Source organism: Phocaeicola sartorii JCM 17136 = DSM 21941, from assembly GCF_054653615.1.
In genome coordinates, this window is record NZ_BAAIFW010000006.1 from 1,170,892 (window position 1) to 1,191,537 (window position 20,646).

Here is a 20,646-nt window from a genome sequence, read left to right on the forward strand (position 1 = left end):
AAAAGGAAGAAGATTATGGCAGAATATACACTCGGTAAAAAAGAGCGTCTGAACAGTAAGACATTGATTGAGCGCCTCTTTTCAGGTGGAAGCAAGTCTTTCCCGGCTTTTCCGCTGCGTGTGGTGTATATGCCGGTTGAACCTGCGGAAGAAGATGCGGCGGCGGTCTCTATGCTGATCAGTGTGCCCAAGAAACGGTTCAAGCGTGCCGTGAAGCGTAATTTGGTGAAACGACAGGTACGCGAGGCTTATCGGAAGAACAAGCATCTGTTGCTGGATGCGCTGGCCTCCCGGAACAAAAGACTGGTGATCGCCTTTATTTGGCTGGACAACCAGGTCCACTCTTCTGCCGAGGTGGAGGAGAAGGTGAAGAAGTTACTGTTTCATATAACGGAAAGACTGGAATGAAAAAGCTACTCTCCTGTTTGTTGCTGCTGCCCGTTTATTTTTATCGGGGATATATCTCTCCGATGACTCCTCCTTCCTGCCGCTTTGTACCTACTTGTTCGGAATATGCCATCGAGGCTATCAAAAAACACGGCCCTTTCAAGGGATTGTATCTGGCTGTCCGCCGGATATTGCGCTGCCATCCGTGGGGCGGGTCGGGTTATGATCCGGTTCCGTAAAATCCGTTGTCCTTATGTTGCTGGATATCCATACACATCGCCGGACTGCTGTGCCGGGAGAGTACATTCTCAATATAGAGCCTGCACGGTTTGATCCTGCGGAAGGGGGCTATTATTCTGTGGGCATTCACCCGTGGAAAGTTCCGGAAGCCGCTCCGGAAGATTGGGAAAAGTTGGAAAGGGCGGCTGGCCATCCCTCTGTTTTGGCAATAGGGGAGGCGGGGCTGGACAAATTGGCTTCGGCTGATATCCTGTTGCAGAAAGAGGTGTTTGTCCGGCAGGTTTTATTGAGCGAGTCGGTAGGAAAACCGTTGGTGATTCATTGTGTGAAGGCGTTTAATGAATTGATAGAACTGAAAAAGAAGTATCGTCCGCGGATGCCCTGGGTGGTACACGGTTTCCGTAATAATCTGCATATTGCCTGCCGGCTGATGCAGGAAGATATTTATTTTTCGTTGGGAGGAAAGTATCAGCCTGATGTGTTGCGGTACGTGCCTTTAGAGCGTTTGCTGGCTGAAACGGATGAGAGCGCGCAGGATATCCGTACGATAATCGGAGGAATGGCGGAGACGAAAGGTGTGGAAGTTTCCTTTCTGTGCGATAGGATAGATGAAAATGCACGGAAAATCTTTTTTCAGCGATAAGAGTTGTTTCTTCAGATAAAGAGTCGTACTTTTGTGGCATTCAAAGTATAAATCAAACATTTAAATAGATAATCATTCGATGAATTTTGTAGAAGAATTAACATGGCGTGGAATGGTGCATACAATGATGCCGGGCACCGAGGAGTTATTGGCGAAAGAACAAGTGACAGCTTATCTGGGTATTGACCCTACGGCTGATTCTCTGCATATCGGCCACTTGTGTGGTGTGATGATGTTGCGTCATTTCCAGCGTTGCGGCCACAAGCCATTGGCATTGGTGGGTGGCGCGACCGGTATGATCGGTGACCCCTCCGGCAAATCGCAGGAACGTAACCTGTTGACAGAGGAGACATTGCGTCACAATGTGGCTTGCATCAAGAAGCAACTGGCTAAATTTCTTGACTTTGAGAGCGATGCTCCCAACAAAGCCGAACTGGTGAACAATTATGACTGGATGAAGGAATTTACTTTCCTTGATTTCGCCCGTGAGATAGGCAAGCACATCACTGTGAACTATATGATGGCTAAGGATTCTGTACAGAAACGTCTGAACGGTGAGGCACGTGACGGTTTGTCATTCACAGAATTTACTTACCAGTTGTTGCAGGGATACGATTTCTTGCACCTTTATGAAACGAAGGGCTGCAAACTTCAGATGGGAGGTTCAGACCAATGGGGTAATATTACCACCGGTGCCGAGTTGATCCGCCGTACCAATGGCGGTGAAGTGTTTGCACTGACTTGTCCGTTGATCACAAAGGCCGATGGTGGTAAGTTCGGCAAGACTGAATCAGGCAATATCTGGTTGGATCCCCGTTATACTTCTCCTTACAAGTTCTATCAGTTCTGGCTGAATGTAAGCGACGAGGATGCCGCACGCTATATCAAGATTTTCACTTCACTGAGTCAGGAAGAAGTGGAAGCGTTGACCGCAGAACATGCCGAGGCTCCGCACTTGCGTGTATTGCAGAAGCGTCTGGCTAAGGAAGTGACCGTTATGGTTCATTCGGAAGAAGATTACAATGCTGCTGTAGAGGCATCGGGCATCCTGTTTGGTAACGCCACTTCCGAAGCGTTGAAAAAGCTGGACGAAGATACGTTGCTGGCAGTGTTCGAAGGTGTTCCTCAGTTTGAGGTGTCACGCGATGCATTGGCCGAAGGTGTGAAGGCTGTAGATCTGTTTGTTGATAACGCCGCAGTTTTCGCTTCTAAAGGCGAAATGCGCAAGCTGGTACAGGGTGGTGGCGTTTCGTTGAACAAGGAGAAATTAAGTGCCTTTGACCAGGTGATTACCACTGCCGACCTGCTGGACGAGAAATACCTGCTGGTTCAGCGCGGAAAGAAGAATTATTATCTGGTGATTGCCAAATAAGCGGATAATCATCACGAAATAAAAGAGGGAAAAAGCCCGGAGAGGAGTGGAGATGCTCTTTTCCGGGCTTTTTCTGTTGAAATATAGCGGGATTTGGAAGAATATTTCGGAAAATATAATTATCTTTGCTCTTATAACGGACACAAGAAACAAACAACATGAAAACATTTGTTCATATCGTGGTCTACACCCTTCTCTTATCGGGGTTTTATAGTTGTAACGGGGATGTATTTGTCGATGACATCCGTCCGTCGGTCTCTGAGCTGGCTTTGGATGGAAACGGAGATTCTGCAGTTGTTCATTTCGCATCTTCCAGTTGGGACAGGCTGACATTGAGGACAGGCTTGGATTTGCCATACACCTATAAAGTGTATGATGCGGATGGAAATCTGATGCAGGAAGTGCAATATCCGGAACTGGTGGGAATGGGCAGGATTGAGTGCGAGGATTGGGTTGACTTTACCGTGGAACGCATCACCCCGCAGGATGTGAAAATAACAGCGAGAGAGAATGTGCTGGACTTTCCGCTCCATCTTGTGGTGGAAGCAAGCAATGAATACGAATACCAGACTGTGAATGTTGATATCCACCCATCCGAAAGGTATGTGCTGGAGCGGATCACTTATTCGCTGGATGTCTTTTCTTATGAAGAGCAGATGAGGGAAAAAAGTCGTTCTGTGACCTATAATGCAGGAAGCGGTGTATTGTCCTATACGATTTTTCCTTATTTGAATGAATATTATAAGGTGGAGTTTGTCAGTGACAATCCGTTAGCTTTCAAATTATTAGGGCAGGAGAATTTACTTGTGGAGGTGCCGGTGATAAAGGACGGTTGTCTGGTGATGGATGGTTTACAGGCAGTGTATGCCACCAGCCAGCAGGATTTGCCGTTGCCTTCTTCGCTTTCCGATACGATTTCTGTCAAGGTGGTTGTCCCGCCTTATACATCCATGCGGAATACTTTGCTGCTGGAGTATGATTGGTTTGAGACGGAATATACCCTTCATGTTGTCCAGCCCCGGAATGGGAAACGGCGGTCTGTCAATGGACTGCTGCAAGGCAGGATGCCCAAAGGGTATTTTATAAAACGTGAAATAATCCATGAATAAGAGTCTGGAAATGAATGGAGTTGTGCGCATTATCTGTCTGCTGGTATTTTTGACGGTATCCGGCGGAGCGGCAGCCCAGACCGTTTTCCGGTCTGCCGGACAGGAGAATGACAGTATCCGTCATGGACTGGTTCATAAAATAGGTTTCGAGATCCGTCCGGGTTGTGTCGCTCCCACAAACAGCTTTCTTGAAGGCGATAATGAAAGGCGGAAGAGGATAGACAGATCGCTTTCCGTGCATCTGAAATATGCGTTCCAGTTTGGTGAGGATTCTTATCTGAGGCGTCTGTATCCGCATGCTTATCAGGGTATCGGCGTTTCGTACAGTACTTTCTTCGCTTCCTCTGAACTGGGGGATCCGGTGACGGTCTATGCTTTCCAGGGTTCACGCCTGGCGGCGCTTTCCTCTCGTTTGTCGTTGGACTATGAATGGAACTTCGGCGCTTCTTTCGGCTGGCAGAAATACAATTCGTACTCCAATCCTCAGAATGAGGTGATAGGGTCTGAAATCAATGCTTACATCAACTTGGGTTTCATGCTTAACTGGCAGTTCCACCCGCAATGGAACTTGACGGGCGGGGTGGATTTCACTCATTATTCTAACGGTAACACGCATTATCCGAATGGGGGGCTCAATCCCGTAGGAGCAAGAGTCGGCGTGGTGCATACTTTCGGAACGGAGCCGGCCGTGGCTGCATCTATCCGGCCGCTTGCCATCAAGCCCCATGTCAGTTATGATCTGGTGATATATGGAGCTACGCGAAAGAAAGGCTTTGCTACGGAGTATGAAACCTGTCTGGTGCCCGGTTCCTTCGGAGTGCTTGGTCTGAACTTTGCTCCGATGTATAATTTCAACAAGTATTTCAGGGCAGGTGTCTCTGTGGATGCACAGTATGACGAGAGTGCGAACATCAAGGAGTATAAAGTCTATGAAAGTAACGGTGGGGATATGAAATTCCATCGTCCTCCTTTCAGTGAACAGTTTGCCGTGGGGATGTCTGCACGTGCAGAACTGGTTCTTCCCATTTTTTCCATCAATGTGGGCATTGGCCGGAATGTCATCTGTAAGGGCGATGATACGACGGGGTTTTATCAGGTGCTGGCACTCAAGACTTCTGTTACGCGTAATTTGTTCCTGCATGTAGGTTATCAGTTGAGCAAATTTAAAGACCCCAACAATTTGATGCTGGGCTTTGGTTACAGGTTTCACAATAAACGCTAGGGGGATTTCTATTGTTTCTACAAGGTGCGTTTTAAGCGATACTTACAGTCAAGCCACTTGGCTCGGAGACTGGTTGCTTTTTGGAGGTTCATCAGCCTGTATCGTATGCTTATGGTTGGATATTGAAATTGTATTTCAATGAGAATAGCATATATCCGGGTATTTGCTGAATGTGATATTCATAAAAACTGTCTGTGGTCACATTTCGCATATAATCTTTTCTTTGTTTTAGTATGTCCGCCCAATAAAAAGACAATTCGGCAGACTTGTTCTTGAATAATAGAAGTGTAACTCCAAAATTCCATAATATTTCGGAATTGTAGTTTTGGTCAATAACTGTACCATTACGGTATGTATAGCTGAAGTCGCTGTTTATCTGGAAATTCTTGAATAAATCGGCATGACCGGTTATTCCTACTTTATAATCGCGTGAGAAAACATTTGTTTGTTGCAATGAATTTTGTGATTGCTTGAAGAAATATTCTCCTGTCAGTTCAATGCTTCCCCAATCGGGGCGGTAAGCGGTCTGGAATTTGTTCACTATGCCAAATTCCCGCGTTTTGCTGCGGTCTGCTCCCGTCTTATCCTTGCTTCCGATAAGTGATATCCGATTATTGTAGCTGATATTTTCATTTATATTGAAACTGAAATCACCGGTTGTCTTATTCCATTGTAGGGTAGAGGTCAAGCTGTTGTTTCCGTTTATGTTAATGGGATATGTTTCTCGATATCCAGTTTGAGGATTGTATGTAATTTTTTGTGTTATATCATTTGAGATGAATTTATAATCAGTATAAAGGGACAGGCCGGTTATTCTCATACTAATTGCTATGGAATGTATGAATTTTCTTTTCAGATTCGGATTCCCTTGTATTACATAAAGCGGATTGTTTGTATTTCTAACTGGTAATAGAATGGATAAAGGGGGTTGGGCTGTATTTCCGTCATAAAAAACGGTGAAGGCAAAATCCTTTTTTGAACGCCATCCGACAGATAAGGATGATTTTATATCTGATGAATAGATGGTGGTGTCTGTTCTCGTCTCACCTGTTTTTTGCTTTATATTGCGTTGTAGGGGTGAGTAAGTTAATTGGGCATACATTCTCCATCGTTGGGTCTGATATGACAAATTGAATTCTATCTTGTGCGTATTGGTTTTGCTATGACTGTTATTGCTTAAACTGTCCACATATCCTTTTTGATAATCGGCGGGCAGCTTGTTTATATCGAATGATGGATCATCAAAATACATCAAGTCATATATATTTCGCATTGTTTGTTCTTTCTTGAAATGGTAGTCATAAGCGTACTTTAAGATAAAGTCCTTCTTGACGGTTTGGATAAGGTTGATGCTTGCGTTCATTTCGGTATTGTCACCGGGTGATAAAGTATATTGATTGCTATCAGACAGAGAGTCGTTGGCGTTCTGATAATAATGGATGGCAGATTGTGACAGATTCTTGTTTTTGTTTTGTCTTTGAATATACTGGATAGAAGCATTTGCTTTCCATCTTTTATCTATATCTTGTTTCCATATACCTAACCATTGGTATTCTTTATTCCAACTTTTATTTCTGGATTCGTAGCGGTTAGAATTTACTTTGTATCTGTCAGGAATAGTATTCCAATCCGTTTGGATGGAGTCTGTAAAGTGGTTCAGTATTAAGTTCTCATCTTCACTGTTGTTGTCTGTCCGATTATTGGTATATCCAAAATCTATAACTAAAGATGTTTTTGTATTAGGTTTCCATCCTACATAGAAGCTGGAATTTAAGGCTTGGTTGTTGTTCTCGTTGAAAGTGGTGGAGAAGGAATATAAATTTCCTTTCGGTAAATATTCTTCTCTGTATATGTTTGATAAAGAGTTGTTTGTATTCTTTGTGTAGTGTATGTTTCCTGACATATCAAACTTTCCGCCCATGTTCTTGTAGAAATTTAAACCTAAAGAGTTTGCCATATTCTTGCCGTACAAGGTATTCAGTTCCTTGTTCGATCTGTTTAGGATGAGAGATATATTGTCTCCGTCTTTTTCAAAATAGTTGCTTTGTCCCTCCAGACTTTGTTTTTTCCGTGTTCCGTAGCCTGCCATGACAGAATTTAGGAATGAACCGTTAAATTCTTCTTTTGTCTGTAAATCCAAAATGTAATATGGGGTGTTTTGATTCAGTTTCTTGCTATCTTCTTTATTGTATATTCTTATTTTACTTATAAATTTTGCTGGTAAGTTGTCTAGGGCCACTTTTGTGTCTCTGTTAAAAAAAGGTTTTCCGTTCAGTTCTATTGCTTGGATTGCTTTACCATTGTATGATAATTTTCCACTTCTCTCATCATAGTTTATGCCGGGAATTCTTTTTATCAGTTCATGTAAGTAAGCGTTTTGTGGTGTTTTAAAGGCTGTTGCATTGATAATTGTGGTATCTTGTTTTTCTTGAATATCAGGTTGTTTTGCGGTGATTACGATTTCATTTAATATGATTCCATTATTATCAAGAAAAATGGTGTCTATTGCACTGCTTTTTATTTGTTCTGTGGTATGATATTGAGAGGGCATGCCTGTATAGGATGCCTTTAAGAGGTATAAAGAGTTTTTTAATCGGGTATATGTTATTTTGAAAGCTCCTTGTTCATTGGTTGCCGTTCCTGCTATGAAGAGTGAGTCCGGCAGTTGTAATATGGATATGGTGGAATAGGGTAAAGGTAATTTCCCGCCATCCTTTTCGATGGTGAAAATATGTCCTGAAATGGTGCTTCTGCTATTTTGGGCATATATGGGGACATTGGCTAAATAGATGATGAGTATTACTATTAGGATACGCATGTTTTGACCCTTGTATAAATATAAGTTACGAAGAAGAATCATTTAACAGGAGACTAATGGTATTTTATGTCTTTTTTATATACTGATTGAAATATATACTTGCTGCTATATCAATTGCTCAGCTATATATTCTTGAAAGGATATTCTAGTAGGGATTATTATACCAAGTTTCTGTCTAAGCCTATGACGTTTAGTTCTAACTGAAGCTAGATTGATGTTTAGTAGCTTGGCTTCTGCATTTGTATCAAAACCAAACATACAAAAGCAACAATACTGCCATTCTTGTTCAGATAGCGTATCACATAAATCTAATATATACGAATGTAAGTTCGGATATATGCCAGTTATTTCTTTTATAATTTGTCCCCACTGTTTTTCTGTGATAAGAGTTTTATTAACTCTTGGTATATGTTGGTTGGCTAGGTGTACTAGCTCTTTATATAAAGCTGAATCTGCAATCATCTTATTTTGCAGATTTTTGTAATTGGATATAATATGGGTGATTTCATTCTTCATTTGGTTATAGTTCTCATTTTTTTCTTTTAAGCTAGATAGTTTTATCTTTTTTTTCTCTAAATCAAGGGACAGATGTAATAATTGATTCCTGACTTCACTTAGTTCATCTTGTTGCTTTTGTATTTTATCTTTAACTTGTTTTCGATATAGCATGTTTGCTATTACTATGGATAAAATGCCTGCAATGCAAATTGATAGTATTATAATGTACTTCTGTTGATTAATTGTTAACTCATTAATCTTTTCTCGTTTTTTAAGATCGTTATATTTTTCTTCAATATTAAGTATTCGGGATTGATTTTTTGCATTTACTATAGAATCGATAAGGAAAACGTATTCTTCAAGGTTGTCAAGTGCTTTCTCATACTGTTTTTCTTTTCTGTAGATAAAGCTATGGAATCGTTTGATGCCGTAAATATATTTAGGGTTATTTTCTGGTATATTTTTTAATAACTCTTTTGCTTTGTCTAAAGAATCAGTTTCTATATATATGTTAATTAATCCCATGTAGTTAGGTATCTTGTTGGTTCCTAGGGCTATAGCTTTATAGTAATAACTTTTAGCTTTTTCATATTCTTGTTGTAATCTATAGATGCCACCTATGGTATTGATAATAGATGCTTGAGCATTTTTATGATTTACATTAATGGCTATGGAATCGGCAGTATGTAAAATGGCTAATGCTTGGGTTAGTGAATCAGTTCGGGCATATTCACGTCCAATATCTCTTAGTGCACATGCATAACTTTTATTGTTATTTGCAGTCTTGAAATATATTGCGGCGATTTTAAATTTCTTAATAGCTTGTTCCCGCATCCCTTTTTCTTCATATAATGTACCCATATAGCTACTGATATATCCAGCAGCATTATCTAAATGATTGTTTGATGCTATTTCCAAAGCTTCGGTATAGGTTGACATGGCACTATCGTAATCGCCATCTTCTGCATAAGCTCTTCCAAGATAAAGTTGCATTTGGACTTGATCTTCTATTGTACCATGTGATGAATACCATTTGTATGCATGTTCGAATAGGTAGGTAGGCGGCAACGAAGTGTATATTTTGTCTGTGACTTTTCCAGATAGCATACACCAATGGGCAAGATCTTTTGTACTCAGTTCGTCTGGTGATGAAATTTTAGTTAAAATGGCTAATGCACTGTCAGCGTTAATATTGACCATTTTTTCAGCTTTATGTAGAAGTTTATGGTTGATTGGTTGTCGTTTACTACATCCTATTAATAAGAATATTATAATAAGAACGATAATATTTTTCATGAAAGTTATTTTAAATTCCGACTATTTGTTAAGCGATACAAAAGTACAACAGTTAGAGATGATATGCGAGTCTATACAATAAATAGTTTCTTTTAATTCTCTAATTTTTTAGATTGTCTAATGTTACAATGGAAAGACCTCACATACTATATTCATTCGTTTTTTTATAAAATGAGAGAATTGAAAAGAATGCTTATTTTCACATTGCAGGAATTTTTATATTGATAACCTATTTGATAACCGGTATAGTGCATCCCGACAGTTAGCCATTCATTCAGTTGGTAGTCGTATCCGATTGTAGCTGATATAGCATAGCTGGTAGATGTTTTTTTTGTCATTTCTGTTGTGTCTGAATCTATGTTGGCAAGGTGGGTCTTTTTCTCTTCCGAATTGCCTAGTCCTATTGTACTTTGTATATATGCTTTATGCTTCTCTTTTTGTATAAGGTCGCCTCCTAAGCCAAATCCTATCATATAATCTTTTGCTGTATTTTTTAGATTATGGTTATATAGTCTGTCATTTTTCATGTATCGTAAAAGTTTCTTTCCATTGTTTATACCTGCATGGAAATTGGCAATGATAAATATTCGTTTGTGTGTGTAATACTTAAATTCTGTTCCTATATTATAACCGCTTTCTTTTATTAAATTGGGGAAATTTTCGTATCCACCCAATATTGCAAATTGACTGTTCCCTTTTTGTGCGAATATTAGTGAGGTGTATAAAAGCGTAAATACTATTAGAATTAATTTTTTCATGTCTCTTGCTAGTTTATATGTTGTGTTATAATAAATATTTTCTTTTTGACTTTGCAAAGTTACGACTATAATTGTATAGTATCTTTTGAAATCCTTCTTTTGGTGTATACAAAGGGTAATTGATAATCAGCGTGTTATGCCTTTAGATATATACACTAGGAAATATTTGCCTTGATTATGACCTATTGGGGGGGAGGGATTAAAATAAAAATGTTTCTGTAATGCCCGGCATTTACCTGCATTACAGAAACATGATATATTATTTAATGGTTTAAAATTTATTTTCCGTCTATCTCTCTCAGCAATTCATCCACTGCCGCTTTCAGCTGTGTGTCTTCCCCTTTCACCACTGTTTCCGGTGCATTGGCAACCTTGATATCCGGTTCCAATTGTGAGTTTTCCAAGTAACTTCCATCCGGCAGGCGATAGCCGATAACGGGGATACCGAATACCAGTGTCGGATCCTGCAATGTTTCCCAAGATACGCTGGTCATGGTTCCCGGTACAGGCATACCTACCAGTTTGCCCAGTTTCTGATGGCTATACACCCACGGAGTGCCGTGTGCATTGCTATAGTTGGCCTCGCATTGTACCATGATACTCGGTTTGTTCCAACGGCGGCTGGGCATATCGCAAGCCTCGCGTCCGCGAACTACCTGTGTGAAGTATTTCTTTCCGCTGAACAGGATTTCGATATCTTCGTGCAGGCGTCCGCCGCCATTAAAGCGGGTGTCGATGACAATACCTTCACGGTTGTTGTACTTACCCAGAATATCCGAATAAACGGAACGGAAGCTGTCATCTCCCATGGATTCAATGTGCACATATCCCAAACGGCCGTTCGACCATTTATCCACATCGGCAGCCCGTTGCTTTACCCAGCGTGCATAGAGCAGACCGCTCATCACACCATTGCTGACAGGAACAACCACTTCCTCCCAACGTTCTTTGGTTTGCGGGTTATAAAGTGAAACCAATGTTTTCTTTCCGGCTTTGCCGTTCAGCAGAACAGAGTAGTCATTTTCGGAAGTGATTTCCTGACCGTCGATTTTTTCAATGATGTCTCCGGCTTTTACTTTGGAGCGGGCATGGCCGAAGGGGCCTTTTTCCACTACTTCAGAAACCAGCAGACCTTTGCCGGTATAGTTCCAGTCGTACAACAAGCCTAAGGTGGCGGTGGCGTCTCCTTTCAGGCGCGGACGGAAACGTCCTCCCGTATGCGACACATTCAGTTCGCCCAGATATTCGCTCAGTAATTCCGCAAAGTCATAGTTGTTGTCTATGTGCGGCAGGAATTTGCGGTAAGCTGCGGTCATGGCATCCCAGTCCACTCCGTGCATGTTCAGATTATAGAAGCGTTTCTGCTCTTGTTTATAGACGTGGTTGAACATATAGTCGCGTTCGGCTGCTAGGTCCATCTTTACGTTGGCTTGATAGCTGACGGGCTTTAAACTTTCAGAGTCGGTACTCATTTTCTGCATGCTGCTGCCACCTAACAGGAACAGGTTCTTTCCGTCCTTGTCCATCTCCATGTTGGCCCATCCGGCATCCATCTTATGGAGTAGCTTCGTGTCTTTCTTGCGCAGGTTCATTTTCCACAAGTCATATCCGCCTTCGAAGGCAGAGAGATAATATAAGGTCTCGCCGTTCTTTGTGATAATGGCGCTTCCCAAATCGGAAGAGTTAGGGGTGAGGCGGACGATGCGGTCTTCTATGTTGTCCAACTCCACTACGATATCCTTTGTTTTTTCCTCTTTCTTCTCTTCGGACTTGTCTTTGTTATCCCCTTTCTTTTTATCGTTTTTCTTGGTTTCGGTGATACTCTTTTGTTCCTTTTCCAGTTCCTTCTGCAATTCGTAATCTTCTTTGCTCAGGCGGAATTTATCATACGCGTCCTGATTCATAAATACCAGCATCACATCGTTCAGTGAGCCCCATGAGGCGTGGGCGCGCATACCATAACGCTCGGTGATGAACAAAATGGCATTACCGTCTAGTACCCAGCGGGGAGAGCCGCTGGTATAGCCGCTGTTGGTCAGATTAATCACCTTTCCTCCCTGTGCGCTTACCATACCTATATCGGAATAAGGATCATGCCGGTTCCCGATAAACTCCAAGGTAAACCACTTCCCGTCGGGCGACCATGAATAGTCAAATCCGCCGCCAGTGCTGAACCAGGTGGAACCGTCAGTGACCTGACGCACTTTTTGGGTTTCCAGGTTGAGAACCATTAACCGGTTGCGGTCTTCTATAAAGGCAAGTTCCTTGCCATCCGGTGAGAATTGCGGATAGGTACGTTCTATTTTGTCCGAAGGCAGGAGCACTTCTTCTTCAATCGTGGTGGCATTGGGAAAGTTGGCCTCTTCCTTGCGCGCTATCTTGGCCATGCAGAGTTCCCAGTTTCCATTGCGCTCACTGGCGTATGCCAAGGTGCGGTTGTCTGGTGAGAAGGTAACTCCCGCTTCACGGGCAGGGGTATGGGTGATTTGTTTGGTGGTGCTATAGTCGGTGGAAGTGACGAATACCTCACCTCGTACAATGAAAGCGACTTGTTTGCCGTCCGGTGATACGGTGGCCGAGGTCGCTCCGCTGCTGAAGCTCAGATCCGCTATGGTATGCTGGTCGTCACGGGTGATATCAATTTTGACTTTCTGTGGTTTGCTTCCTTGTTTTTGGGTGTATATTTCTCCATCATACGTATAGCAAAGGGTGCCGTTGCTGCCCATTGACAGGAAGCGGACCGGATGGGTCTTGAAACCGGTGACTGCTTTTAATGATTGGGGAGCGTCTAGCGGGAAGGAATAGACGTTGAATGTACTGCCATTCCGTTCGCTCAGAAAGTAAACGGTTTGTCCGTCGGGGGCAAATACAGGGTTACGGTCTTCTCCCGCATGGTTGGTCAGGTTGGTATGTTTGCCATTCTCTGAATTGTATAACCATACGTCACGGGTGATGGACGAGGTGTGATGCTTGCGCCATTCGTCTTCAAAACCTTTGCGGTCTTGGTATAAGAATGTTTTTCCGGACGGGTCGAAGCAGACCATTTCTGCGGGAGTGCCTAGTACCTGTTCGGTGCGTCCTCCGTTTACAGGGACTTTGTATAGTTCTGTCATGGCCGAGGTTGGGAACAAGGCGCTTCCGGCAGGGTCTTGGATGGAAGCGGAGAACAGGATGTAGTTGCCGTCGGTAGTGAAAGCTGAGGGTATCTCGGATGCCGAATGGGTGGTGAGACGCCGGGCTGCTCCACCGCCGGCAGGCATGACGAACAAGTCGAAATTGCCGTTGCGGTCACTGGCAAAGGCAATTTGTTTGCTGTCCGGTGACCAGACGGGGCTGCATTCGTATGAGGTTTGTGTGGTGAGCTGGGTGGCAGTTCCTCCGTTGGCGGGTACTTTATAGATATCTCCTTTATAACAAAATGCGATTTCTGTTCCGTCGGGAGAGATTTGCACATCACGCAACCATAAAGGGGTGGCTGCATAACTACTTGCTGTAACAAAGCTTAAAGCAAGGCAAGTTAGAAGTTTTTTCATGTCTTTATGTCTTTTAGTTTGTACGCAAAGTTAAGCATTTGCACTTTATTGCAAAAAAAAGTGCGAAAATATTTGGACTATATTGCTGGAAAAACGTATCTTTGCACCGCTTTCCAAGGAAAGCATGTAATGATTGGACTATGGTGTAATGGTAGCACAACAGGTTTTGGTTCTGTTTGTCCAAGTTCGAATCTTGGTAGTCCAACAATTTCCAATCTGAATGAAACAAAAGCCCGTCAAACATGCAGTTGACGGGCTTTTTACTATTCTGGAAAAGACCTCCACGAAAAGAACCGGCATTAATTCGGGGGGTAATCGGAGAACTAGTCCTGTATAAGAGTACTTTAACAAAAGTATAAGTGCTCAAAAGATCGTTTTCATGAAGATTAGAACCCGCTTTTCTTATATCTCCTGTCTCTATCGTTTGATTCATATTCGTTTATTTCTTCCCTATTTAAAGAATGCGGTGTCTGTTTATATTGAAGTGAAAATAAGCATGAACAAGGTGCTGGATACCGGGGGAAGAGAATAGGTAAAAATGGTTACAAAATTTGTATATCTCTTACCAAGAGATCTACAAAAGGTGTTGCAAAAATACGTAAATTGCTGGTAATAAGCAATAAAAAACAACAGTAATTCCATATTAAAGAAATAAAAAATTGTGATAATCAAAGTTTATATATGTAGCTGGTGAGGGGAATGAGTTTTCTAATTATCTATCTTTCAATATGTTATTTATATTAAGTATATCTCTTGGTAAGAGATCTATCGCAACATAGCATGAATTGATATAAACTATAGATAGCATGAAGTTGAAAAATTATGCAATTTTGCTTTCCTTCCTCCTTTGTGGAAGTGCATTTGTGAAGGCGCAGAATATGGCGTTAAAAAGCAATATTCTTTATGACGCCTCCGGCACTGTCAATCTGGGTATTGAGGCTGGTTTTGCCCCCAGATGGACGCTTGATGTGTCTGGCAACTATAATGGGTGGGTTCGTTCGCATGGTCGTACGTGGAAACACTGGATGTTGCAACCTGAGGCACGCTACTGGTTCTGTGATCGTTTTGCCGGTCACTTTGTTGGCATTCATGCCCACGGTGGACAATACAATGTGGGTAATCTGAAGAATGATATTTCGTTTTTGGGCAGTGATTTGTCCAAACTTTCCGACCGTCGTTATCAAGGATGGTTTGTAGGCGCCGGTGTGGCCTACGGTTATTCGTGGATTCTTTCCCGCCACTGGAACGTGGAGGCCGAGATTGGCTTGGGGTATGCCTATACCCGTTTCGACGCCTATCCTTGTGCCGATTGCGGCACCAAGCTGATAGATGGCAAATCCCATCACTATGTAGGCCCTACAAAGGCTGCGCTGAACCTGATATACGTATTTTAAAAGATACCGCTCATGAAGAAATTACTATGTGTACTTCTCCTGCTATTTTGTATGGCAGGTGTAAACAGCCAGACTATTCTGACGCTGGGCCGTGTGAAAGTGGACGGTCTGAATGTTGCTCGCAGCGGTGAGAACCTGCTTGTGTCTATGGATATTGACGTGGCGGGTATTGATATGCCGTCATCCCGTGAAGTGTCTTTTGCACCTGTACTTCGTGCGGAGAACAATGAGTTGTCTCTTTCTCCTGTAGTGCTGGCAGGCCGCAACCGTTATTATCTCCATTTACGCAATGATGCTGTTCCCGGTGTGGGTACTTCGTTGTTTCGTGCCGGTCATGACCGTGTGATTCATTATACTGCCACGGTGCCATACGCTGAATGGATGGCCGATGCCACCCTTGAGCTCGGCGATGAGGTGTGTGGCTGTTTGTGCGAGGTGCTTTTGTCCGACCGTTCGCCGTTGACTACGCTGGATTTCAGTCCGAAGGTTTTCTCTCCGGTCTTTGTCTATCGCGCTCCGAAAGCCGAGGAGGTGAAGACGCGTGAATTGAAAGGTTCCGCTTATATTGATTTTCCGGTGAACCGCACGGAGATTTATGAGGATTACCGCCGTAATCCGGTGGAACTGGCCAAGATACGTGCCACGATAGATACAGTGCGTAATGATGCTGATACCCGCATCACTTCTATCCGTATCAAGGGGTATGCTTCTCCCGAGGGAAGTTATGCTAACAACACCCGCCTTGCCCAAGGACGTACGGAGACCCTGAAGAACTATGTACAGCGTCTGTATAATTTTCCGTTTGGCATCATGGCCACGGACTACGAACCCGAAGACTGGGCAGGACTGGAACGTTATCTGGAAACCTGTACGCTTCCGGGCCGTTATGGCATGCTGGAACTGGCGCGCAGCGGTGGCGATCCGGACGCACGCGAACAGAAAATCAAGGCGCGTTATCCTCAGGACTACCAGTTCCTGCTTCGTGAGGTCTATCCCGGCCTTCGTCACTCGGATTATACGGTGGAATATGTAGTCCGTGCTTATACCGATGTGGAGGAGGCACGCCGCATCTGGCGTACGGCTCCGGGTAAGTTGAGTCTGAACGAATTCTACCGTGTGGCGGAGAGCTATCCGGCAGGCAGTGACGAGTATAATGAGGTGTTCGAAACCATGGTCCGTCTCTATCCTGACGATGCTACGGCCAATTTGAACGCTTCCAATGTGGCAATGTCACGCGGTGATCTTGTTTCGGCACGCAAGTATGTGGCGAAATCGGGAAATACAGCTGAAGCGGTATATGCACGTGGTGTGCTTGCTGGGCTGGAAAAGGACTATGCACAGGCTCGCAGATTGCTGGCACAGGCACAGGATATGGGCGTAAAGGAAGCTGCCGGTGCATTGGAGCAGATTAACAGAATAGATAAGAAGTAATAATAAAGAAATAAGGAATCAATATGAAAAAGTTTAGTAAGATTTTGATGTCCGGGCTTGCAGCATTGTGTTTGTGGGCATGCTCAGATGAGGCAAATGTGTCTCGGCCGACTGATACTGAGAATGATGTATATGTGGAATTCGGAGTGCAGCTGATGCAAGGAAGCGGTTCAAGAAGCACGACAACAGATGGCGAGAATGGAGGAAGCAATTCTACTGGCGGTGCTGAAGTGGGCAAGAACTATGAGAACAGTGTCAAGGAGATATTGTTGGTGCTGACAAAGGCTGATGGTTCTCCCATTGTCAGTCAGCATCTGGATGTGGAACCTAAGGAAGATGGAAAATATCCCAAACTTGTGACAACCTTGGACAGAAGTGCGTTGGAGGCATACAAAAAAGGAGAAATTTATGTCTATGCTTTCTGCAATCCCACTTCTACTATCGATATCAATGATCTGACTCATAGTGTTCATGAACTGTCGGGTGAACCTAAATTATTAACAGACAACGATGAAATCTGGAAAAAAGACGCTTTTCTGATGTCTAACCACAATTTGGTGAAAGTGGCAAATTCCACCCCGAATACGGTTTGGAACTGGGAACAATATACTGAGACCAATCGTCTTTCTCTGGGTATTATCTCGGTGGAACGTGCTTGTGCACGTTTTGACTTCAAGGAAAACTGTTATCCTGCTGGAGAAGCTTCCAATACCTATGTGCTGGAGAGTGACAAGGGCGTCAAAGTGCAGTTGACTGATATGGTGATGGTCAATATCAGCAAGAGCTTCTACTACCTGCGCCGGGTATCTAAAAACGGACTTGCGGATAATATAGAATTGTGCGGACAGGAAACTCCCAACAACTATGTGGTGGACACGGATGCGGATAAAAAGAACGGCAATGTCGGAGAAACTTATAAAAAGGACTATTTCTTCAATAACTTCCTTTCTAATTCGACAGACGAGTGGAAAGGAAAATTCACATCCATTTCTTCTCTGACTGAAGAGGATAATGACGATTCCTGGAATGCGGGACATAATCGCAACGGATACAAGATCTGGCGTTATGCAACTGAGAATACCATTCCTGCTCCTAACAGCAATCAGAAAAACGGCATCTCTACCGGTGTGATTTTCAAGGGAAAACTACAATTTGACAAGTCAACTTATGGCGTAACCAACAATCAGCCCATTTATGTATATAACAATGTGTTGTATGGCACTTGGGAGAAAGTGGAAGATGCGGCTAATGCTCCCAATGCAGACGAAAGCCTGAAAGCCGCTTTTGACCAAATAGGGGCTACACCCGCTAATGGAGCTGATTTCGGCAGGGCTGGATTCACGGTCTTGAGCTCGAACGGAAGCGGTGATTATGAAATGTATTACTGCTACTGGAACCGTCATAATGACAATAGTGATCCTAACCTGATGGGACCGATGGAGTTTGCTGTGGTGCGCAACAATGTGTACAAGCTGACGGTGAACAAAATCAACGGCTATGGTCATCCTACATCATCGGATCCTAAAGACGATCCCGATCCGCTGGATCCGAACAATCCGGATGAGCGAAACGATCTCTACATCGAAGTAACCGTTGAGGTACGTCCTTGGGTGGTCCGCATAAATGACATCGAGTTCTAAACAAGTGCTTATTATACCCTATTAAACAATGAATAAGACAACAAGATTCATACATACATTGAGACTGCCGGGCATGGTGCTTTGCGCCATGCTGGCGGTAGCCGCATTGTTGTCCTCCTGCCATAGCATATATAATGATCTGGAACCTTGCGCGCGGGGTGTCCGTCTGCGTTTTGTCTATGATTATAATATGGAGTATGCCAATGCATTCCATTCGCAGGTGGACTGTCTGGCTCTGTTGGTCTATGACGAACAGGGCAATTACCTGGCTACCTATACCGGTACAGGTGATGAGCTGAAGGATGAGAATTACCGCATGACTCTCGATTTGGAGAAAGGTAGTTATCATTTTATAGCATACGGAGGGCTGACTTGTCCGAAAACCTCTTTTTCATTCAAGGTGATTCCTGGTACCGGTTCAGTCATGCAGGATCTGCGTGTGGAGATGCACAATGCCGGACGTGTTTCGGAAACCGATCTGCATCCCCTGTTCCACGGCTCGCTGGACATGAGTGTGGACAATGACACCTACGAGGAAGCGACCGTGTATCTGATGAAGAACACCAACAATATCCGTGTGGTACTCCAGCAGATGAACGGCGGCGAGGTGGACGACAAGGATTTTACTTTCCGCATTACGGACGACAACACCTTGTTTGCCCCCGACAACAGCCTGATAAGCAATGGCGGGCAAGTCTATGCTCCTTGGGCACAAGGACAACGCACGGTGGGAGTGACAGAGGAAGGTGACGAGAAAGTGACAGTGGCATACGCCGAGTTTTCTACCTCACGGCTGGTTGCCGGCAATCATCCGCGCCTGACCATTACTCGCAACAGTGACGGTGCACAGGTGTTAAGTATTCCGCTGAATGAATATCTGCTGTTGCTGAAGAGTGACCATTTCGACGAGATGGGTGACCAAGAGTTTCTAGACCGTGAAAGTAACTGGTCATTGATATTCTTCTTGGATAATAACCATAATTGGATACGCACCCATATTGTGGTCAATGACTGGATAGTAAGAATTAATGATGCAGAATTATGAGAATTAAGGATTGGGGACATATCGTGTCCGTGCTGGGCGTCTGCCTCCTCCTGATATGCGGATGTGACGGCAGAAGTGACGAGGGGCTGTCATCGGACGGGCCCGATGCGGTCTATCTGGATATCAATGTCGCCCTGAGAGATGCTCCCGTGTCCGGACGTTCTGTCTCCGGACGCGCGGATGAGGATCCTTCGTATGATCAAGTGACGGACGCTGAGAAGATGCACACGCTGCGTGTTATTCTAGTCCGTCCGGATGGCAGGGTGGAACATAATGTCTATCTTGATTTGAAGAATGCTCCTGTGAGCGACCGGTATGGAAAAATTCGCCTGAAGGTGCAGGGCAATGAGGAAAAGACCATTTACCTGCTGGGCAACGAGACGAGTGTTTCGGTGGAACTTCCTGCTGTGGAGGGGGAGACGTCTCGGGTATTCCAATCTTGGGGCGACTTTAAGCCCGGAGACAAATTCCTGACCAGGGAGCAGATGGCAGGGCTTGTGTTGTCGTTTGACAATGTGGGGACTTTCAATGATACTCACCCGCTGCCAATGAGCGAATGTCATACGGTGATGCTGACAGATGAAGGTCTGGAGCCTGACGATGAGGGTCAGGGACAGGCTGGCGAAGAGGGTGAGAAAGTGGTACCGAAAAAGAAGGAGATCACATTGAAAATCACTCGTGCTGCCGCAAAGTTCACGTATGAGATAACGAATAAGAGCAGCCGGGATTACTGGTTGAGTGGAATCAGGATAGAGAAGTCGGCTTCCCATGAATACCTTCTGCCGAATGGCATGAAGTATGATGATGCGGAAAATGAAGTGACGGATTTCCAAGTACCGGCATCGGCCGGATATGCTTCATTCAATCAGTCATACGGGGTGAAGAATGTGAAGCTGGAAGCAAAATCAACGGCGCCGGTCGAACTGTCTTCGTTCTACTTGCTGGAAGGAAAGTATGAGAATGCCGATGATGTGTATTCAGCCAACATGGACGGTAAAAACTATAAGACTTCCTACAAGACCGCTATTACGCTGGATACGAAGGACAATAGTGGTATAGACTTGGGCGGCAATACCGGAAGCATTCCATCCGGATCGTTCACTTTGGAGGACTTCTTCCCGAACTTGTCCACTTTGCCCCGTAACACCCATGTGGTGGTGAAAATTACAATCGGGGATGCGGATGACATATCATGGCAGGTGGATCTGCGTCCATACAGTGAAGTGATACTTGAACCCGGATTCGGACTGGATATTTAAA

At 43.9% G+C, this 20,646-nt stretch carries 16 protein-coding genes and 1 tRNA gene; 13 read left to right on the plus strand and 4 right to left on the minus strand.

Features of this window, described 5'->3' with window-relative positions:
• The first annotated feature begins 15 nt into the window (after positions 1 to 15).
• From rnpA to ACYQ0C_RS21780, 6 genes are all read left to right on the plus strand, one after another.
• Positions 16 to 408, plus strand: a complete 393-nt coding sequence (gene rnpA / locus ACYQ0C_RS21755; protein ID WP_016274945.1) for a ribonuclease P protein component — start codon at positions 16 to 18, stop codon at positions 406 to 408.
• Positions 405 to 626: a membrane protein insertion efficiency factor YidD gene (yidD, locus tag ACYQ0C_RS21760; protein WP_016274946.1), complete on the plus strand. Its 222-nt coding sequence runs from the start codon at positions 405 to 407 to the stop codon at positions 624 to 626. Before rnpA ends, yidD begins: the two co-directional genes overlap by 4 nt.
• A 14-nt stretch (positions 627 to 640) precedes the next feature.
• Positions 641 to 1,270 carry a TatD family hydrolase gene (locus ACYQ0C_RS21765; protein ID WP_016274947.1) on the plus strand — a complete coding sequence of 210 codons (630 nt, stop codon included), beginning with the start codon at positions 641 to 643 and terminating at the stop codon, positions 1,268 to 1,270.
• 79 nt (positions 1,271 to 1,349) lie between these two features.
• On the plus strand, positions 1,350 to 2,642 hold the full coding sequence (gene tyrS, locus ACYQ0C_RS21770; RefSeq protein ID WP_016274948.1) for a tyrosine--tRNA ligase: 1,293 nt from the start codon (positions 1,350 to 1,352) through the stop codon (positions 2,640 to 2,642).
• A gap of 158 nt (positions 2,643 to 2,800) precedes the next feature.
• Complete coding sequence (locus ACYQ0C_RS21775; RefSeq protein WP_016274949.1) at positions 2,801 to 3,751, plus strand: hypothetical protein; 951 nt, start codon at positions 2,801 to 2,803, stop codon at positions 3,749 to 3,751.
• Complete coding sequence (locus tag ACYQ0C_RS21780) at positions 3,744 to 4,973, plus strand: acyloxyacyl hydrolase (protein ID WP_016274950.1); 1,230 nt, start codon at positions 3,744 to 3,746, stop codon at positions 4,971 to 4,973. The genes ACYQ0C_RS21775 and ACYQ0C_RS21780 overlap by 8 nt, the downstream gene beginning before the upstream one ends.
• Before the next feature lie 109 nt (positions 4,974 to 5,082).
• On the opposite strand, the gene ACYQ0C_RS21785 is transcribed toward ACYQ0C_RS21780, so the two are convergent.
• The 4 genes from ACYQ0C_RS21785 to ACYQ0C_RS21800 form a co-directional block, all read right to left on the minus strand.
• Positions 5,083 to 7,791 (minus strand): peptidase associated domain and porin domain-containing protein, encoded by a 2,709-nt coding sequence (locus ACYQ0C_RS21785; protein ID WP_167330592.1) that lies wholly within the window; start codon positions 7,789 to 7,791, stop codon positions 5,083 to 5,085.
• Between the two features lie 105 nt (positions 7,792 to 7,896).
• Entirely contained in the window at positions 7,897 to 9,585 is a 1,689-nt protein-coding gene (locus ACYQ0C_RS21790; protein ID WP_016274952.1) for a BT3442 family protein, read from the minus strand.
• Between the two features lie 164 nt (positions 9,586 to 9,749).
• On the minus strand, positions 9,750 to 10,343 hold the full coding sequence (locus ACYQ0C_RS21795; protein ID WP_016274953.1) for a hypothetical protein: 594 nt from the start codon (positions 10,341 to 10,343) through the stop codon (positions 9,750 to 9,752).
• Positions 10,344 to 10,621: 278 nt separating this feature from the next.
• The gene (locus tag ACYQ0C_RS21800; protein WP_016274954.1) at positions 10,622 to 13,876 is read right to left on the minus strand and encodes a S41 family peptidase; all 3,255 of its coding nucleotides are present in this window, start codon (positions 13,874 to 13,876) and stop codon (positions 10,622 to 10,624) included.
• 134 nt (positions 13,877 to 14,010) lie between these two features.
• Between ACYQ0C_RS21800 and ACYQ0C_RS21805 the strand changes: the two genes are divergently transcribed.
• The 7 genes from ACYQ0C_RS21805 to ACYQ0C_RS21835 all read left to right on the plus strand — a co-directional run bounded on the left by ACYQ0C_RS21805 (position 14,011) and on the right by ACYQ0C_RS21835 (position 20,645).
• Positions 14,011 to 14,081, plus strand: a tRNA-Gln gene (locus ACYQ0C_RS21805).
• 174 nt (positions 14,082 to 14,255) lie between these two features.
• Positions 14,256 to 14,408 (plus strand): hypothetical protein, encoded by a 153-nt coding sequence (locus tag ACYQ0C_RS21810; protein ID WP_159106271.1) that lies wholly within the window; start codon positions 14,256 to 14,258, stop codon positions 14,406 to 14,408.
• A gap of 274 nt (positions 14,409 to 14,682) precedes the next feature.
• Positions 14,683 to 15,270 (plus strand): DUF3575 domain-containing protein, encoded by a 588-nt coding sequence (locus ACYQ0C_RS21815; protein WP_016274955.1) that lies wholly within the window; start codon positions 14,683 to 14,685, stop codon positions 15,268 to 15,270.
• A 12-nt stretch (positions 15,271 to 15,282) separates the two neighbouring features.
• A complete protein-coding gene (locus tag ACYQ0C_RS21820) occupies positions 15,283 to 16,701 on the plus strand; it encodes a DUF3868 domain-containing protein (protein ID WP_016274956.1) in 1,419 nt (472 codons plus the stop codon).
• 23 nt (positions 16,702 to 16,724) lie between these two features.
• Positions 16,725 to 18,341 (plus strand): Mfa1 family fimbria major subunit, encoded by a 1,617-nt coding sequence (locus ACYQ0C_RS21825; RefSeq protein ID WP_016274957.1) that lies wholly within the window; start codon positions 16,725 to 16,727, stop codon positions 18,339 to 18,341.
• A gap of 28 nt (positions 18,342 to 18,369) precedes the next feature.
• Positions 18,370 to 19,386, plus strand: coding sequence for a FimB/Mfa2 family fimbrial subunit (locus ACYQ0C_RS21830; protein ID WP_016274958.1), 1,017 nt, complete (start codon positions 18,370 to 18,372; stop codon positions 19,384 to 19,386).
• Entirely contained in the window at positions 19,383 to 20,645 is a 1,263-nt protein-coding gene (locus ACYQ0C_RS21835) for a hypothetical protein (protein ID WP_016274959.1), read from the plus strand. The genes ACYQ0C_RS21830 and ACYQ0C_RS21835 overlap by 4 nt, the downstream gene beginning before the upstream one ends.
• Position 20,646: the final 1 nt, after the last annotated feature.